The following is a 16,579-nucleotide window of genomic DNA, read 5'->3' as shown; positions in this document are numbered from 1 at the left end:
GCGAGGACCACCAGATGCCAACCGATCTCGGCGCGGTGAACACGCCGGCGGGCTCGCCTCGCAGACGCAGCGAGAAGTCCCGCACGGCGATCGTCACCGCCACGCGGGAACTATTGCTCGAGCGCGGCTTCGACGGACTGACCATCGAGGCGGTCGCCGCGCGCGCCGGCGTGGGCAAGCAAACCATCTATCGATGGTGGCCCACTCGCCCCGCGCTGGTCGCCGACGTCATGCTCGAAGACGCCGACAAGCTGCTCGCGTCGGTCACCCACAGCGGCAACCTGGCCGCCGACCTGGTGACCTGGGTGGGCAAGCTGTTCGCCAGCCTGACGACGCCGCGCGGTTCGGCCATGCTGCGCACGCTGACCGTCGCCTGCATGGAACACGAGGACACGGCCGTCAAGCTGCGCACCGGATTCAGTGCGCCGCTGCACGACACCGTGCGGGCCCGGCTCCTGGCCGACGGCATCAACGAGGCCACCGCCGAATCCGCCGCGGACGCCATCGTCGGCGGGGTGGTGTACCCGATCCTCTCGGGCGCCCAGCCCTACTCGCGCCGGCGAGCCGAACGGACCACCCGCCTCATCGTGGAGGCGCTCACCGCGAGCTGAGCGTCGCGGTTCAACCGACCGAGACCGCCCCCAGGCCCCGGCTCACCCGGTCGGGCAAGGAACCCCCGTGGCTCAGCCAGTCGTCCAGCGCGATGCGCACCGTCGCCATCGCCAGGGCCCCGATCAAGCGTGGCCGCGGATCCTGCGCGGTCAGGCCGGGCAGACGGGGTGCGATGAGCTCGGCGATCGCCAGCTCGTAACGCACATAGATGTGCAGGGTCCACGCGTCGAGCGTGTCGGATGACCTTGTCAACGTGGCCAATTCGCGGACCTGCGTTTCAATCTCGGCGAAGCCGCCGGCGAGCTCACCGAAGGCGCCCACGACGGCGTCGATGGCGGTCAGCTGCGGTGGCTGCGCGGCCAGCGCGGCGGTGATGCGGTCCAGCCAGTGGGCGTTCATGCCCTCGGCGACGGCGTCTTCCTTGGAATTGAAGTAACGGAAAAACGTGGCCCGTCCGATGTCGGCGGTGTCGGCGATGCGGTCCACCGTGGCCCCGGCCAGGCCGCGACTGGCCACCAGCTCGGCGGCCGCCGTGGCGATGCGCTGACGCATCGCCGCGCGCTTGCGCTCGGCCAGCGTCGGCGTCGCGGGTGCTGCACCTGACATGTCCCCACCCTGTTCTCGCGAATCGACCCCACCACCGTAAGACATAGTCTTAGCATGAGACGATGTCTCAGATCGCCGATTCGCCCGATCCGCCGGCCCCGAAGGCGCGCGCCGCGTGGCAGTTCTTCCAGCAGATGCTGGCCGACGTCACCAAGATCGTGACCGAGGACGCCGAATCGGAGCGTGAACTGGCGGAGGGTTTGCGCGTGGTCGCCCGGGTGTCGTCGCTGTGTGCGCAGATGGCGGTCGAATCCGACCCCGAGCGGCCGTCGTTCTTCGATATGTGTTCGGACAACCGGATGGTCGGGGGCCCCAACCCCGACGGCAACTATTACCTGGCGATGATCCGCGGTGACCGCCGCTACCGGATCACCGGCACCCGCGGCACCAGTGCCTACCTGGGATTCCAGATTCTGGCCGGCACCGGCCTCACCCCGCGGCGGATGGCGGCGTACCTGAGCGACGTCGACCTGGTGCTGGGCGCCGGTGAGTTCACGCTCGTGCTCGCGGCGGACGAACCGGCCGATCTGGCCGGCGCGCAGTGGGTGAAGATCCCCGAGGATGCCTCGTCGGTGGTCGTCCGGGAATACATCGGTGACCGGTCGGGCGAGGAATTGGCGACGCTGCGCATCGAGGCGCTGGACCCCGGGCCCGTGGCGACGCTGACCGAGGAGGGGCTTGCCGACCAGTTCACCGCGATGGCGTGGTCGCTGATGAAGCTCGCGACCCTGCACCGCACCATCAAGCCGGAGCTCCTGGAAACGCCGAACACGCTGCTGACCGCCCAGGCCGCCGATCTGGGTGCGGCGGACACCACGCCGGACAACCTGTACATGATGGGCACCTTTCGGCTCGAACCCGGCCAGGCCCTCGTCCTGGACATCGCGCCGCCCGACACCCGGTACTGGAACGTCACGCTGGAAAGCATTTGGCACGAATGCCTCGAGCCGCGTCGCCGGCAGAGTTCGGTGACCAATCGCGGCGTGCAGCCCGATGGCGACGGGCGGGTGCGGATCGCGGTCTCCGCCAAAGACTTCGGGCTTGGCCATTGGCTCGACACCGGTGGCAGGCATCGGGGCTTCATCGTCCTGCGCTGGCTGGACAACCCGAGCCCGCCCGAGGTCACGGTATCCGTGCGCGACTCCGAGGAGCGGCCATGACATTGCAGGACCGCTTCGCCCCGGAACGGCTGATCGCGGCAGCCTGCGAGGAGGTCGGCAGCGACGACTTCGGCGACGAGGGCTGGCGGCCCGGGCTGCACCGGGTGACCGACGGGCTGATCAACGACGCGCGGCTATCCGACATCGGCGTCGAGATCGCCCACCTCGACCTGATGCGGGCGTTGAAGAACCGGCTCGGCGTAATCGCCTGGCGCAAGCAACATCCCGAGGTCTCCGCCGAGCAGATCAAGGCGCCGATCTTCATCGTCGGCCAGCCGCGTACCGGTACCACGATCCTCTACGACCTGCTCGCCCAGGATCCCGCGCTACGCGCGCCGCTGACCTGGGAGGTCGACGAACCCTGTCCAGTGCCGCGGCCCGAGACCTATCACAGCGATCCCCGCATCGCCCAGATCCAGGCCAGCATCGACCTTTCCGAACAGATCATGCCGGGGTTCTTGGCCTTTCACCCGATGGGCGCGTTGGTCGGTCAGGAGTGCGTGCGCATCACGGCGGCCGAATTCGTCAGCATGATCTTCTCGGTGCAGTATCGGCTGCCCAGCTACTATCGCTGGCTGATGTATGAAGCCGACCACGCCGGCGCCTATCGATTCCATCGAATCTTCCTGCAGCACTTGCAGTCTGGTGCGCCCGGCCAGTGGTTGTTGAAGTCGCCGGCACACCTGTGGCAGCTCGATGCGCTGCTGGCCGAGTACCCGGACGCGCTGATCGTGCAGACCCACCGCGACCCGCTCAACGTCATATCGTCCATCGCGGCGCTGACCCACCACCTGCGCCGGATGTGCAGCGACGAATCCAGCATCACCGAGTGCGCGGCCCAGTCCTACGAGGAGATCATCGTCGGCCTGGAGCGCGAGATGGCTCTGCGGGACAGCGGCGCGGTGCCCGCGGATCGGGTGATCGACGTGCAGTTCGCCGACTTCATGAACGATCCGTGGACCACGATCAAAGACATCTACGAACGGTTGGACCGCGAGCTGCGCCCCGATGCCGAGCAGAAGATGCGCGACTTCCTCGCCTCTCACCCATCGGACGGCGGGCGCGGCCGCTACACCTGGGCCGACACCGGGCTCGACGCCGTGGAGGTCCGTGAGCGCGTGGCCGCCTACCAGGACCGTTACGGCGTCCCGACCGAACAGCTGCGCTGAGGTAGGCCCGTCGAACACCGCTGGGACGCTTGACGTCTGCGAACGGTAGGCTCGGCGCAAGGCGACGGGAGCGGCGATGGACGACGATTGCCTGAAGCTCACCACCTATTTGGCCGAGCGCAGGCGGACCGGGGGCAGCTTTGTCTCCGACGTGCTGCTCGGCTTGTACGCGCGGCACCGAATCGCTTGCGGCGTCCTGCTGCGCGGCATCGGTGGGTTCGGCAGCGGGCACTATCTGCGCACCGACGAGTCGCTGACGTTGTCCGAGGACCCGCCGGTGGCGATCATCGCGGTCGACACCAGAGCGACGATCGAGGGCCTGCTCGACCCGGTGCTGAGCATCAAGCAGCGAGGCCTGGTCACCCTGGAGCGGGCCCGGCTGCTGCACGACGGCATCGAGCCGCCGCGGCTGCCCGAGGATCTGCGCGACGACGTCAAGTTGACGATCTACGTCGGGCGCAAACAACGCGTCAACGGCTCGCCCGCCTACATCGCCCTGTGCGAATTGATGCACCGGCGCGGCCTGGCCGGCGCCACGGTGTTGCTCGGGGTGGACGGCGTCACGCACGGAGAACGCCAGCGCGCGAACTTCTTTGGCCGCAACGCCGATGTGCCGATGATGATCGTGGTCGTCGGATCCGGCGAGCGCATCGGCCGGGTGCTGCCGGAGCTCGGCGAGCTGCTGCGCAGGCCGCTGTTCACCGTCGAACGGGTCCGGGTGTGCAAGCGCGACGGCCAGTTGCTGGAGCGACCGCACGCCCTGCCCGGCGTCGACGAGCGTGGCCTGCCGCTGTTCCAGCAGCTGACGATCTACACCTCCGAGTCGGCGCATTACGACGGTGTGCCGATACACCGCGCGATCGTCCAGCGGTTGCGCCAAGCCAAAGCCGCCGACGGCGCCACCGTGTTGCGCGGCGTCTGGGGTTTTCACGACGACCACCCGCCCCACGGTGACGGATTGTTCTCGCTGACCCGCCGGGTGCCCGTCGTCACCACGGTGATCGACACCCCGGCCAACATCGCCGAATCCTTCGTCGTCATCGACGAAGTGACCCGGGACGAGGGCCTGGTGACCAGCGAGATGGTGCCCGCGTTGGTCTCTGACGACGGCGACGCCGGGCCCCCGCGCATGGCGCGGCATTGCTATTAGGTCAGCCGGCCACCGAAGCGTCGTAGATCGACTGGATCGCCTTGTCCAGGGTGGCATTGAACTGCTCGTCGGACTGGTCGACGGTCAGGCCCTCCGTCAGCGCGCGGCTGAAGCTGGCGATCAGCCCGGTGTTCTTGGCCAGCAGGTCGTTGGCTTCCTCGCGCGAGTAGCCGCCGGACAGGGCGACCACCCGCATCACCTTCGGGTGCTCGATCAGGGGGCGGTAGAAGTTGACCTCGGTGGGCAGGCTCAGCTTGAGCATCACGCGCTGCCCCTCGGGCACGGAGTCGAGCTGCTTGGTGATCTCGTCGCGCAGGATGCCCTCGGCCTCGGCCTTGTCGGAAATCGAGATGGTGACCTCGGGTTCGATGATGGGCACCAGACCGTGCGAGAGCACCTGGTGGCCCAGATCGAACTGTTGGGCGACCACGGCGGCGATGCCCTTGGCGTTGGCGCCGCCGATCACTGACCGCTCCTTGGTCCCAAACACACCGAGGCCGGCGGCCCGCTCCAGCAGTTCGTCGAGGCCCGGGATCGGCTTCATCAGCTGGACGTCGTCGGCCGCGTCCGCCAGACCCTTGTCGATCTTGAGGATCGGGACCACGCCCTTGGTCTCCCACAGGTAGGTGGTCGACGGCTTGCCTGCGATCTCGCGGTCCATGGTCTGCTCGAACAGGATCGCGGCCAGCACGCGGTCGCCCGTGAACGCCGGAGACGTGATGATCCGCGAGCGCATCTGGTGAATGAGGTCGAACATCTCCTTATCGGAGGAGTAGGCGTCGTCCTGGATGCCGTAGAGGCGCAGCGCCTTGGGCGTCGAACCGCCGCTCTGGTCGAGGGCCGCGATGAATCCCTTGCCCGACGTCATCCGCTCCGCTTGCTGCTGGTTCGACATTGAACTCTCCCAGTTCCTCATGGCCCTCACGGGCACCGCGCCACGGCCGGTGACCGCGCGCGCTCAAGTCCGAATCGTGCCGATCATATTCGGCCACTTCGGGCCCGAGCAGGCAGGTCGTCAGACTGCGATGTTGGTCTGCGCCTCGGTCTGGCTGCGGGGCGGCGGCTTGGCGCGCCACAACACCATGCGGTCGAGGAGCCGGTCACGCAGGACGAGCGTGTGGAAGAGTACCGCCGTCATGTGGGCGGTAAACGCGAGGAAGAGCAGGAGCGCGAAGGCGCCGTGGCATTCCCGGAGCACCGCGAAGACGTCGATGTTGCGCGGCGCGATGCCGGGCAGCGCCAGCGGGCCGAACACGGGGATCGGGAAACGCGCCGCCGACAGCATGGCCCATCCGGTCAGGGGCTGGACGAGCAGCAGGGCATAGAGCAGGTATTCCGACCACGTCGCGATGCGGCGTTCGGTTTTGCTCATGGTGGCCAGGAACGGCGGTGGCCGGTGCCTGAGCCGGTTCGCCAACCGGACCAGGGCGAAGGCGAGAATCGACAGGCCCAGAGGCCGGTGGATGGCCAGCAGCAGTGGGTACAGGCTCAGGGTGGCGACCATGGTCACGCCGATGAGCAGCTGAGCGATGACCATCGGGGCCATCAGCCAATGCAGGACGCGCGACGGCAGGGCGAACCGCGGCGCGACGGTCGCGTCGGTCATTGGCGGACCGCCTCGACGCCGACCGCGCTGGGCGTTTTGGGCTCCTCGGCGCGGCGACTGAATGAACGGGCGTACACCGCCGAGCGCGCAGCGAGCAGCGGGTCGTCGGAGGCGGTGATGCCGTCGGGCAGCACCAGCGGGTCGAAGTTGATGTCGCGCGCGTTGCCGGCGTCCTCCGTCTGAACCGCGGAGATGGTGATGGTGCCGGCGTCGATGGTGCGCCGTCCCGAGGGCCACGGTTTAGTGGCGTCGTTGGTCGGATCCCCCGGCTCGCCGACGGTGAGTACCAGCCGCCACGTCAAAGGGGTGCGCGCCAACGTGCGGATGAGGGCGTCGAACAGGTAGTCCTTGGCCGGCGGCCCTGAGGGAGAAAGCGCCTCGGCGCCTTGCTGGGGAATAGCGGACCAGCGCACCGGCACCGTCGCGCCGGAGCGGTTGGTGAATCGGAACGCGTTCAGCGCATGGAAGGCGCTGTCGGCGAATCCCGTGCTCGGCGGCGCCTGCTTGATGATCCGCATGGCCGCGGCGGTCTCGGGGTGGCGCTGCAGGAACGCGGCCATCTGCTGCGGGTCGGGCTTGCCCGTGCCGGGGAGCGGTTTGGACGCCAGCAACCGGTCGTAAAACCCCTGCGGGGTGCGGTCCGGGAACACCGGGAGGTTGATCATCGCGGTGCGCCATTGCCGCCCGTCGGGCCCGTCGAACAGCAGCCCCAACCCGCGGACGGTGTCGGGCTTGTCGGCCTGGTCGGGCAGCCCACCGGACAGCGAGAAGCGGCCGATCAGGGGAACGGTGCCGCGCCCGAAGACGTCGGCCCGGCAGATCGCCGCGGCCGCCCCGGTGCTGACGAACGTGCCGCTGGCGCTGACGCCCTTGGCGTGGTTGCGCCGGAACCCGTCGTGACGGCCGTAGACGTGCTCGAAGCGATCGGTGAAGCGGGGCGGGGTCAGCGCGCGGGGCCGTAGCCAGGCACCGGCATAGGCGAAGCCACCCACGTCGACCGCGGCGACGCCGGCTACCGCGCCCATGCCGAGCAGCGCGCGCCGCCGGTTCAGCGCGCCGGCATTCGACGCCGTGGGCGGGCTTTCTCCGGGATCGTCGGGCCGCTCACCCCGATGGGGTTCGCCGCCGCGCTCACCGGGCTCCACGTCCCACCGTCCTTCCCATTTCCGCAGGCCACGCCCGCCGGGCCGAGGGCGAAGCGGATGGAAGCAATTCACGCACGGGCCGATGCCCCGTGCAACTTCTAGGCTGGCCGTCACGCACATCCGGACTACGTCGGGGCGCCCGAAATCGTTCAGCGTTTTGAGCGTGGTACGCCGCGTGTCCTACCATTGGCTAAACACTTGTAGCTGTATCTGCATTTACCAGCGCAGATCGACGGAGTGCGTTTCCTCCGTAGGCAAGCGTGTTCCCGCGGGGTTGAATAAACAGCCCCCGGATACGGCAGTGGCTGTTTTGAAAGCTAGCGGCGTCCCGTCGGGGACCGAATGTGAGTGATAGACCATGGGCGAACTAACCGGCGATTTAGTCGATCCGACCGCTTTTGAAGTGGGCAAACACCAGGTGGACCAGGCGGTGGTGCTCACCGTGTCCGGCGAAGTCGACATGCTCAGCTCGCCGCTGCTGGCCGATGCCATCCAGACGGCGCTGGCCACCAAGCCCGCGGCCTTGATCGTGGATCTGTCCAAAGTCGGTTTTCTGGCGTCGGCCGGGATGACCGTCCTGGTGACCGCGCAGGCCGAGCTCGAGCCGCCGACGCAATTCGCGGTGGTCGCCAACGGCTCGGCCACCAGCAGGCCGATCAAACTCATGGGAATCGACAGCGTGCTCTCGCTCTACAGCAGCCTGGACGGAGCGCTGAGCGGCATCTCGGGTGAGTGAGTGTCGACAGGGTGACGACGCAACTCGGAACGACGGGACGCTCTGACCAGCCGCAGAACGTGTCGCACATCGATGACAGATCCCGCTTCATTCGCACGCGTGTCGCCGCCGATGCGCGCAGCGCCGCCCGCGCCCGCGCCGAATTCGCGGTGTGGCTCGAACGGCATTTCTCGCTTGACGACGACCGGTTCAGCGATCTGCTGCTGGCGGTGAACGAGGCGATCGCCAACGCCGCGGAATACGCCTACGTCGACGCCGCCGAGCGCGGCACGGTCGACGTGCGGGCGGCCTACGACGCGGATGCGGACACCCTCGCGGTGACCGTCGACGACCGCGGCCGTTGGCGACAGAAGGTGCCGGTGCAGCGCCAACAGCAGATGCGCGGGCGCGGCATCCCGCTGATGGAGGTGCTCGCCGACGACGTGGTCATCGATCGCACGCCGCAGGGCACTCGCGTGACGTTGACCTGGAACGACGTCGCCGGGCCCGGCTGTAGCGCCTGATCAGACGGCCTGCGCCAGCACCTGCTGGATGCGTTCGTCCCGCGGCAGCACCGGGCCGTCGTCGAGGGATTCGCCGATTCCCAGGTCGGTGAGCCCGGCGCCGGTCAGCAACGAGGTGCCGTACGCGGCCAGCACGAGCTTCTGGTCGTCACTGTGGCCGTCCTCGATGAGCATCGCGCCGATGAGGCAGATGACGGCCATCTTGAACGCGTTGAACGCCCGATACCAGGGCCGGTTGGTGACCCTGATCCCGCTGGCCGCCTCGTAGTGCGCGAGCAGGGCGTCGATGGAAAGGGCCGCGGGGTGGCTGGTGATCCCGACCGGCTGCATCCACAACATTTCGAGCCATCCGATGTCGGTCAGCGGATCACCGACGGTCGTCATCTCCCAATCGAACACCGCGCTGACTTCGCCGCCGGTGAAGGCGAAGTTGCCCGGTTTGGCGTCGCCGTGCACCAGCGTGACCTTCGGATACGGCGTCGGCTTGGTGGTGATCAAGGCGTCGTGTAGGCGCTCGAGGGCCGGCAGGCGGTCGCGCTTGACCCGGTTCATTTCCGCGGCCCACCGGGCGAGCTCGCGGTCCAGATGGTCGGCGCCGTCGTCGAGGGTGTCCAGCCCGGTCCTGCTGAGGTCGACCGTGTGAATCGCGGCCAGTTGCTCGACCATGCTCTGACACATGCGCACCACGGTCTGGTCGGCGACGGCCGGCGGTTCCATCTCGTAGACGTCGCCGTCGGCGCGTTCCATGACGAAGAACGGCCTGCCGAGGATGTCGCCGGTGGGCTCGAGCCACAGCGTCCGCGGTACGCGGACGGGGGTATCGGCCAAGACCCGCAGAATCCTGAACTGGCGCGCGAGGTCGTAGGGCTCCAGCAGCGCCGGTGGTTGCGGGCGCAGCCGCAGCACCACGTCCTGGTGGTCGTGTCGACTGCCGCTGCGGGTGACGACGCGCAGCGTCATCATCTCGGCCGAGTGTCCGAAGCTCACCCGGTCGATGCCCTCGACACGGACGTCGTCGGCCTCGCGCACCTGCGTGCGCAGCCAGCCGCCCAGCCGCTGTTGCAAGTCGTCGTTCAACGTCATTGCCGGACCCCCGCGCCGTCCGCGGGCAATCGATCGACCGGGGTCTTGTCCTGGGTGAAGGCGGACATGTCCATCGGCGCCCAGTTGGGGTAGCGGTGATATCCCTGGCCGCCGAGCAGCAATTCGAAGATGCCCCAACCGGTCTCGCCGCCCCGTTGGAACCGCATCAGCTGGTCCAGGGCCATCGACTTACCCTCGGTCTCGGCTAGCTGGTCGGAATCGCTGCTGTCCCAAGCGAAATGGATGAAGTACGCACCGTCACCCCAGTCTTCGTACTGGCAATGGGCCATCGGCAGCCCGTAATAGGCGTTGACCTCCAGGTGCGGCGCCTCGGCGATCACCCGATGGGCATTTCCGTCCTCGTCGGTGAAGACGAGCACCGCGCGGGTGGGTCGCTTGCGGTCGCCGTCGAATTCGACCTCGTGCTCGATCTTGACGAATCGCTTCGACAACGTCCCATCGGCGTGCGTGATGCCACCGTCGACGTAATTGACCGTGCCGTCAGAAGATTCGATGATCCACGCTTCGATGGCATGGTCGTCGAAGCCGGCGTCGAGCCACAACCAGAAGTCGATCTTGTCGGAGATCCGCACCCCGAAGGTGCGGTCACGACCGCCGTGGAAGCCGTCGACGCTGACGCGTTCCCCGTCGATCTGCACCCAACCGCTCCACTTCCCCGGTTCTTTCATGTGGTACATGTCCGCGAGCAGTTCGCCGGCCCTGCCATGCACCTTCATGGGCAACAACTCCCACATCGGGGCGGTGGGTTCGTAATAGAGTTCCCATTCGATTCCAGAGTTGTTGGGTTCGATGTCCAATCGCCACTTCTTCAGCGGCTCGACGCAGGTCCAGCGCATCGGCCCGGCGCGCAGCTCGCCGCGGTCATCGCCCGAGACCGGCCGCCCGGACAGCAGGTCCCAGTGCCGCCCGTCGGCGAGGCTGACCTTGACATAACCCAACCCGCTGGCGGTGTTCGGGTTGTTGCCGTAGCCGCTGGCCAACAGCATGGTGCCGTCGGGCGACGCGGCGAAGAAGTAGCACCGATCCGACCACGTCGGATCGGATGTGTGCACCTGGTCGAACGTCGTCGGAAGCTGGTGGGTGAAGGACTCGTCCGCCGCGGAATACCCCATCGTGGCCCTTTCTGGCTGGCTGACACCTTGTGCTGCAGGAGAATTGGTTACCGGTTCGCGCTGGGCCGGATTCTGCTCACATCAGATAACAAAGCAGCACAACGCATCCCGTAACATCGCCGCCATGGAACCGAGCCGGCGTTGGGGCGACGACCGCGCGATCCTCGACGACGAGGAGGCCCGTCGACGGATCCTGGAGGCCGCGGGCCGCTGCATCGTCCGGCGCGGCAACACCCAGTTCCGGATGGGCGAGGTGGCCGACGAGGCCGGGGTCTCGCGGTCGACGGTGTACCGATATTTCCCGGGCCGTGACGATGTCCTGCTGGGCCTGATGCTCTCGCGTGTGGACACCGCGCTCGCTGAGTTGGTGCGCTCGCTGCCTGCCCCGGACGACCCCGTTCGGTCGGTGCCCGAGATGGTGCTGGCCCGGGTGGAATCGGTGGACGGCAACGCGCTGAACGAAGCGTTGTTCGCGGCCGAGAGCACCGCGGTGGCCTCGGCGCTCGAGAAGGGTTCCGAACCCATCGTGGAGCTGCTGCTGCGGCATTACGGACCGCTGCTGGATCGGTGGAAGGCGGCGGGGCTGCTCTACGCCGACATCGATTTCCGGTCGATCGTCCAGTGGTTGCACACCGCGACGCTGTTTCTGCTGGCGCCTTCGTGGCGATATCGCCCCGCCGCGGACAAACGAGAATTCGTCGAGCAGTTCGTGGTGAGGGCCTTGGTGCCACAGATCAGACAATAATCGTATATTGTCTGATGTCCAGACGTTCGATCGGTTTTGTCCGACGCCGCTGGTGTTAACAGCGCAGCACTGCGGCGGCGTGCAAATCAGGATGGATGGACATGAAAACTCCTGTGGGACAAGCCTTTTCCATCCTTGGCCTGGCCGCTCACCTGGGTCTCGGCGCGGGGCGGGTCGCCACCGACGCGGTGGTCGGAGGCCGTTTCGGCCTGCCGCGGACGGTCGAGGACATCGACCCCGCCGTCCTGTCACGGGTCATGGGGACCACCGTTCGCTCGATCCGCGTGCTGAGCCGCGACTCCGGCACCTCCTCGCGGGGCCGGCTGGTGCTGACCGGCAGGGACGTCCCCCACTCGGTGTTCGTCAAGGTCGCGGCGCAGACCGCCGCCACCCGGCTGATCGGCGAACTCGGACGACTCGGACACACCGAGGTGCGCTTCTACCGGGAGCTCGCGCCGCAGGTCATCGGCGTCCCTTACTGCTACGGCACGGCATTCGACCCGTGGACCGGCCGGTACCTGCTGGTCCTCGAGGACCTGCCGGCCGAGTCGTGCGAGTTCCCCGACACCCTGCACCCGCTGTCGGCCGACCAGGCGAGCCTGATCGTCGAGCTGCTTGCCGAACTGCACGCCGTCTTCTTGGGGCGCCTGCCGCGCGGCGGGCACGGCCCGATGAGCTGGTTGTACACCCCGTCGGGCGACGTCACCTCGCTGCTGACCGGTTCGCTCATGCACACCTCCATCAAGCGCCTCGCCGAGCGCACCACTATCCCGGTGGACAAAGGCACATTCATCGCCGACAACTACCGCGCCGTCGCCGCGCTGATCGACACTCCCCCGCACACCGTCATGCACGGTGATGCCCATCCCGGCAACATGTATTTCCTGGGCGGCAAGGCGGGCCTGCTGGACTGGCAGGCGGTGCGCCGCGGACACCCGTCGCGCGAACTGGCCTACACGCTGATCACCAGCCTGACGCCGGAGGATCGCCAGGCCAGCCAGCGCGACCTCGTCGACCACTACCGCCGAGCGCTGATGGCCGCCGGCGGACCCGAGCTGGATCGCGACGACCTGTGGCTGCGGTTTCGGCAGGCGGCGCTGTACGCGTATGTCGCCCCGCTGATCACCGCGGGGATGGGCGGGATGCAGGCCGAAGACATCATCATGGAGGGGCTGCGGCGCGGTGTCGCGGCACTCGATGATCTGGAAACCGTGGCCGCCCTGAAGGGCTCGCTATGACGCCCGGGCCAATTCCGCCGAGGCTATTGCCTTCGCCGCGCCACGAGTTACGCTACCTACCGTAGCGAAATCCTGCGTGCCGTGCGCTCAGCCCGCCAGGGACAGCCCGCGACCCGGCGAAGGGGAGTCTCATGTTCGACCTGAAGATCATCGGTGGCACGGTCGTCGACGGCACGGGCGCGCAACGCTATCTCGCTGACATCGGCATCAAGGACGGCAAGATCGTCGACGTCGTGCCGCGCTCCGCCGATGGTCCCACGCTGAGCGGGGAGGCGGCCGAAACCATCGATGCGACAGGGCATGTGGTGGCACCCGGCTTCGTCGACATCCACACCCACTACGACGGCCAGGTCAGCTGGGACAGCCTGCTGGAACCCTCCAGCGGCCACGGCGTGACCACGATCGTCACCGGCAACTGCGGCGTTGGCTTCGCGCCCGTGCGGCCCGGCACCGAGCAGTGGCTGATCGAGCTGATGGAGGGCGTCGAGGACATTCCCGGTACCGCGCTCACCGAGGGCATCACCTGGGGATGGGAGACCTACCCCGAGTACCTCGACGCGGTCGGCAAGCAGAAGTTCGCCGTCGACGTCGGCAGCCAGGTCGCGCACGGCGCCGTGCGCGCCTACGCCATGGGTGAGCGGGGCGCGCGCAACGAACCGGCCACCCCCGAGGACATCGAGGCGATGGGGCGGCTGGTTCGCGAGGCGATCGAGGCCGGGGCGCTCGGCTTTTCCACGTCGCGCACGATGGGCCACCGCGCGATGGACGGCGAGCCGGTGCCCGGCACGTTCGCCGCCGAGGAAGAGCTCTTCGGCCTCGGCCGCGCGATGGCGGCCGGCGGTCAGGCGGTGTTCGAGCTGGCCCCGCAAGGCGCGGCGGGCGAGGACATCATCGGACCCAAAAAGGAATTGGACTGGATGCGGCGGCTGAGCGGCGAGATCGACCGGGCGGTGTCCTTCGCGCTGATCCAGGTGGACGCCGATCCGAAACTGTGGCGGGAGATGCTCGACCTGTCCGCGGACGCACACGCCGCGGGCGCCCGCCTCTACCCACAGATCGCGGCGCGTCCCTTCGGCATGATGATCGGCTTCCAAGGCCACCACGGGTTCAGTCACCGGCCCACCTATCGGCGGTTGAAGGCCGAGTGCAGCCGCGACGAGCTCACCTTGCGGCTGGCCGACCCCGCCGTGAAGGCGGCGATCCTGTCCGAGGACGACCTTCCCCCCGACCCCACGTTGTTGTTCGACGGGATGTTCGCCCTCGTCCAGCACTCGCTGGGACGGCTGTATGCGCTCGGCAACCCGCCGGACTACGAGCCCACGCCGGACCGCACGGTCGCGGCCATCGCCCAGGCGCGTGGCGAGGACCCGTTGTCGACGCTGTACGACCTCATGCTGGAGTCGAACGCGACCAACATGCTGATGCTGCCGCTGTTCAACTATGCCGACGGCAATCACGACGCGATCCGCGAGATGATGCTGCACCCCGCCGGGGTGCTCGGGCTTTCCGACGGCGGCGCCCACTGCGGGATGATCTGCGACGCGTCCTACCCCACGTTCCTGCTCACGCACTGGGCGCGCGACCGGCGCCGCGGCGAGAAGCTGTCGCTGGAGTACGTGATCCGTAAGCAATCGCGCGACACCGCGCACCTGTTTGGCCTCACCGACCGCGGCACCATCGAACCGGGCAAGAAGGCCGACATCAACGTCATCGACATGGACGCGCTGACACTGCATCCGGCGGCGATGGCGTTCGACCTGCCCGCCGGTGGAAACCGAATCCTGCAGGGGGCCAGCGGCTATGCCGCGACCATCGTCAGCGGGACGGTGACCCGCCGCAACGACGTCGACACCGGGGCGCGCCCCGGCCGCCTGGTCCGCGGAGCCCGTTAAGAGCTCGCCTCGATGGCAACGACGGCCGGCAATCCGGCGCGGACCCGCGACGAGGATGCCATCGGCACCCCGCCGGAAAGCCCGGCGCTGGTGCCCGCCGAGCGTTACTACTCCCCCGCCTTCGCCGCGCTCGAGGCGCAGCGGATGTGGCCGAGGGTGTGGCAGCTGGCCTGCATGATCGACCACGTCGCGGCGCCCGGCGACTATTTCGAATACCGATGCGGCCCTTACGGGGTGCTGATCGTCCGTGACGACGACGGGGTGCTCCGCGCGTTCCAGAACGTCTGCCGGCACCGCGGCAATTCGCTGTGTACCGGGTCGGGGTCGGGTCTGCACGAACTCAAGTGCGGCTACCACGGCTGGACGTGGGACCTGGCCGGCGCGCTCAAACGGGTGCCCAACCGCAAGGGCTTCGGCGCGCTGAGCATGTCCGACTTTCCGCTGCTACCGGCGCGGGTCGACACCTGGGCGGGGCTCGTCTTCGTCAACCTGGACCAGGGCGCGGTGTCGTTGACCGAGTACCTGGAGGCGGTGCCCGACGACATCGCCTGGTGCCACCTGGAGGATTTCCACTGCTACGCCACGCTCACCGTCGAGGTCGACGCCAACTGGAAAACGATCGCCGACGGATACAGCGAGACCTACCACATCCAGACCCTGCACCCCGAGCTGCTGCGCTGCGTCGACGACATCCATGCGCCGCAACGCATTTGGGGTCATACCGGGAAGTCGGACCAGCCCTACGGTGTGCAGAGCCCGCGCTTTGACGGCGCGCTGAGTGACGAAGAGGTGTGGAACGCCTACGTGTATACGCAGGGAGCGCTGATGGGTGCGGCCGAGGGCATCCCCTTCCCGGCCGACGAACGCCGGCCCGGGCAGACGGTCGCCGACCTGATCGCCGACCGGACCCGGGCATTCGCCGCGAGCCGCGGCGTGGATCTCACCTGGGCTGACACCGACCGAATGACCCGATTGCACCAGTACAACGTGTTTCCTAACATGACACTGCTCGCCAACGCCGACCACCTGACCGTCATGTGCTCGCGCCCCGCCGCCGACCCCTCCCCCGACAAGGGCGAGCTGGTCATGTTCTTGATGACGCGCATGCCGCCGGGCGCGCCGCGCACCAAACCGACAGATGTCCGCATGGCCGCCGAGTCGGCCGAGCCCGGGGTGGTGCTCACGCAAGACATCGCGGTGCTCCCCGGCTTGCAGCGCGGCATGCACCAACCCGGCTTCACCCATCTCGTGTTGTCCAGCGAGGAACGCCGCGTCATCAACATGCATCGCAACCTGGAGCGCTATCTCGAGTTGCCCGCATCCCAGCAAATGAGCGGCGGTGCGGCGAAGTGATCTCCCGCAACATAATTCGTGTTCACAGCGCCAAAGCGGCGCCGAGCGATTTAGAATCCCGCTTGTGATGACCCCGTCTTACCCCTGGGGGGACGATCGAGGGCAACTCGCGCGGCGGCTTCGGCTGCCATACGAAACGCTTCGCCGACGGCGGGCGCTACGGCTGTGCCACAGCTTCGAGCGGGTGGGTGTTCGAACGGCACCGGAGCGGTTGCGCCAAATGCTGGAGGGCGCGCCGCTGGCCGCCCACGAATTGATGAACGTGAACTTCGCGCTGATCGCGATCCGGCTCGACCGCGAATTGCGTGCCGCGCGTTACAAGCGCCTCAGGCGCCGCGGTGCCCGGTCGCTGATGTTCGCGGGTCTGGTCATGGTGGTGATCAATTTCCTGGTGTGCATCGCGTACGTTCTGCTGAACCTGGCCGAGCAGACGGCGCCCTTATAGGTC

The 16,579-nt window shown here is 67.8% G+C and carries 17 protein-coding genes; 11 read left to right on the top strand and 6 right to left on the bottom strand.

Annotation, left to right across the window (positions count from 1 at the left end; genetic code table 11):
- Positions 1-14: 14 nt before the first annotated feature.
- On the top strand, positions 15-611 hold the full coding sequence (locus DQP57_RS10510; RefSeq protein WP_112632906.1) for a TetR/AcrR family transcriptional regulator: 597 nt from the start codon (positions 15-17) through the stop codon (positions 609-611).
- 10 nt (positions 612-621) lie between these two features.
- Here the strand turns inward: DQP57_RS10510 and DQP57_RS10505 are convergent, their stop codons facing one another.
- Positions 622-1,218, bottom strand: coding sequence for a TetR family transcriptional regulator (locus tag DQP57_RS10505; protein ID WP_112632905.1), 597 nt, complete (start codon positions 1,216-1,218; stop codon positions 622-624).
- Between the two features lie 62 nt (positions 1,219-1,280).
- Here DQP57_RS10505 and DQP57_RS10500 point away from each other — a divergent pair, with 62 nt between their 5' ends.
- The 3 genes from DQP57_RS10500 to DQP57_RS10490 all read left to right on the top strand — a co-directional run bounded on the left by DQP57_RS10500 (position 1,281) and on the right by DQP57_RS10490 (position 4,697).
- Complete coding sequence (locus DQP57_RS10500) at positions 1,281-2,378, top strand: DUF1214 domain-containing protein (RefSeq protein ID WP_112632904.1); 1,098 nt, start codon at positions 1,281-1,283, stop codon at positions 2,376-2,378.
- Complete coding sequence (locus tag DQP57_RS10495) at positions 2,375-3,547, top strand: sulfotransferase family protein (RefSeq protein ID WP_112632903.1); 1,173 nt, start codon at positions 2,375-2,377, stop codon at positions 3,545-3,547. The genes DQP57_RS10500 and DQP57_RS10495 overlap by 4 nt, the downstream gene beginning before the upstream one ends.
- A gap of 76 nt (positions 3,548-3,623) precedes the next feature.
- Positions 3,624-4,697 (top strand): DUF190 domain-containing protein, encoded by a 1,074-nt coding sequence (locus DQP57_RS10490; RefSeq protein ID WP_112632902.1) that lies wholly within the window; start codon positions 3,624-3,626, stop codon positions 4,695-4,697.
- A 1-nt stretch (position 4,698) separates the two neighbouring features.
- Here the strand turns inward: DQP57_RS10490 and DQP57_RS10485 are convergent, their stop codons facing one another.
- The 3 genes from DQP57_RS10485 to DQP57_RS10475 form a co-directional block, all read right to left on the bottom strand.
- The gene (locus DQP57_RS10485; protein ID WP_112632901.1) at positions 4,699-5,592 is read right to left on the bottom strand and encodes a fructose bisphosphate aldolase; all 894 of its coding nucleotides are present in this window, start codon (positions 5,590-5,592) and stop codon (positions 4,699-4,701) included.
- A gap of 120 nt (positions 5,593-5,712) precedes the next feature.
- Positions 5,713-6,303 carry a cytochrome b gene (locus DQP57_RS10480; protein WP_112632900.1) on the bottom strand — a complete coding sequence of 197 codons (591 nt, stop codon included), beginning with the start codon at positions 6,301-6,303 and terminating at the stop codon, positions 5,713-5,715.
- Positions 6,300-7,448 (bottom strand): catalase family peroxidase, encoded by a 1,149-nt coding sequence (locus DQP57_RS10475; protein ID WP_430918756.1) that lies wholly within the window; start codon positions 7,446-7,448, stop codon positions 6,300-6,302. The genes DQP57_RS10480 and DQP57_RS10475 overlap by 4 nt, the downstream gene beginning before the upstream one ends.
- A 358-nt stretch (positions 7,449-7,806) precedes the next feature.
- Here DQP57_RS10475 and DQP57_RS10470 point away from each other — a divergent pair, with 358 nt between their 5' ends.
- Positions 7,807-8,184: an STAS domain-containing protein gene (locus tag DQP57_RS10470; RefSeq protein ID WP_112632899.1), complete on the top strand. Its 378-nt coding sequence runs from the start codon at positions 7,807-7,809 to the stop codon at positions 8,182-8,184.
- A gap of 59 nt (positions 8,185-8,243) precedes the next feature.
- The gene (locus DQP57_RS10465) at positions 8,244-8,687 is read left to right on the top strand and encodes an ATP-binding protein (protein ID WP_112632898.1); all 444 of its coding nucleotides are present in this window, start codon (positions 8,244-8,246) and stop codon (positions 8,685-8,687) included.
- Here DQP57_RS10465 and DQP57_RS10460 read toward each other — a convergent pair whose 3' ends face one another.
- Both DQP57_RS10460 and DQP57_RS10455 read right to left on the bottom strand, forming a co-directional pair.
- The gene (locus DQP57_RS10460; protein WP_112632897.1) at positions 8,688-9,770 is read right to left on the bottom strand and encodes a phosphotransferase family protein; all 1,083 of its coding nucleotides are present in this window, start codon (positions 9,768-9,770) and stop codon (positions 8,688-8,690) included.
- Positions 9,767-10,903: a DUF7064 domain-containing protein gene (locus DQP57_RS10455; protein WP_112632896.1), complete on the bottom strand. Its 1,137-nt coding sequence runs from the start codon at positions 10,901-10,903 to the stop codon at positions 9,767-9,769. Before DQP57_RS10455 ends, DQP57_RS10460 begins: the two co-directional genes overlap by 4 nt.
- Positions 10,904-11,027: 124 nt before the next feature.
- On the opposite strand from DQP57_RS10455, the gene DQP57_RS10450 reads away from it, so the two are divergent.
- From DQP57_RS10450 to DQP57_RS10430, 5 genes are all read left to right on the top strand, one after another.
- Positions 11,028-11,648 (top strand): TetR/AcrR family transcriptional regulator, encoded by a 621-nt coding sequence (locus tag DQP57_RS10450; RefSeq protein ID WP_112632895.1) that lies wholly within the window; start codon positions 11,028-11,030, stop codon positions 11,646-11,648.
- 101 nt (positions 11,649-11,749) lie between these two features.
- Positions 11,750-12,886, top strand: coding sequence for a phosphotransferase (locus DQP57_RS10445; RefSeq protein WP_205869094.1), 1,137 nt, complete (start codon positions 11,750-11,752; stop codon positions 12,884-12,886).
- A gap of 131 nt (positions 12,887-13,017) precedes the next feature.
- Complete coding sequence (locus DQP57_RS10440) at positions 13,018-14,778, top strand: N-acyl-D-amino-acid deacylase family protein (protein ID WP_112632893.1); 1,761 nt, start codon at positions 13,018-13,020, stop codon at positions 14,776-14,778.
- 12 nt (positions 14,779-14,790) lie between these two features.
- On the top strand, positions 14,791-16,131 hold the full coding sequence (locus tag DQP57_RS10435) for an aromatic ring-hydroxylating oxygenase subunit alpha (RefSeq protein WP_112632892.1): 1,341 nt from the start codon (positions 14,791-14,793) through the stop codon (positions 16,129-16,131).
- Positions 16,132-16,315: 184 nt separating this feature from the next.
- Positions 16,316-16,576, top strand: coding sequence for a hypothetical protein (locus tag DQP57_RS10430; protein ID WP_165821792.1), 261 nt, complete (start codon positions 16,316-16,318; stop codon positions 16,574-16,576).
- Positions 16,577-16,579: the final 3 nt, after the last annotated feature.

The sequence above is a fragment of the Mycobacterium colombiense genome (assembly GCF_003284935.1).
GTDB classification, from domain to species: Bacteria; Actinomycetota; Actinomycetes; order Mycobacteriales; family Mycobacteriaceae; genus Mycobacterium; species Mycobacterium arosiense_A.
The sequence above is the reverse complement of the archived record's forward strand: the minus strand, read 5'-3'. Positions and strand labels throughout refer to the sequence as shown.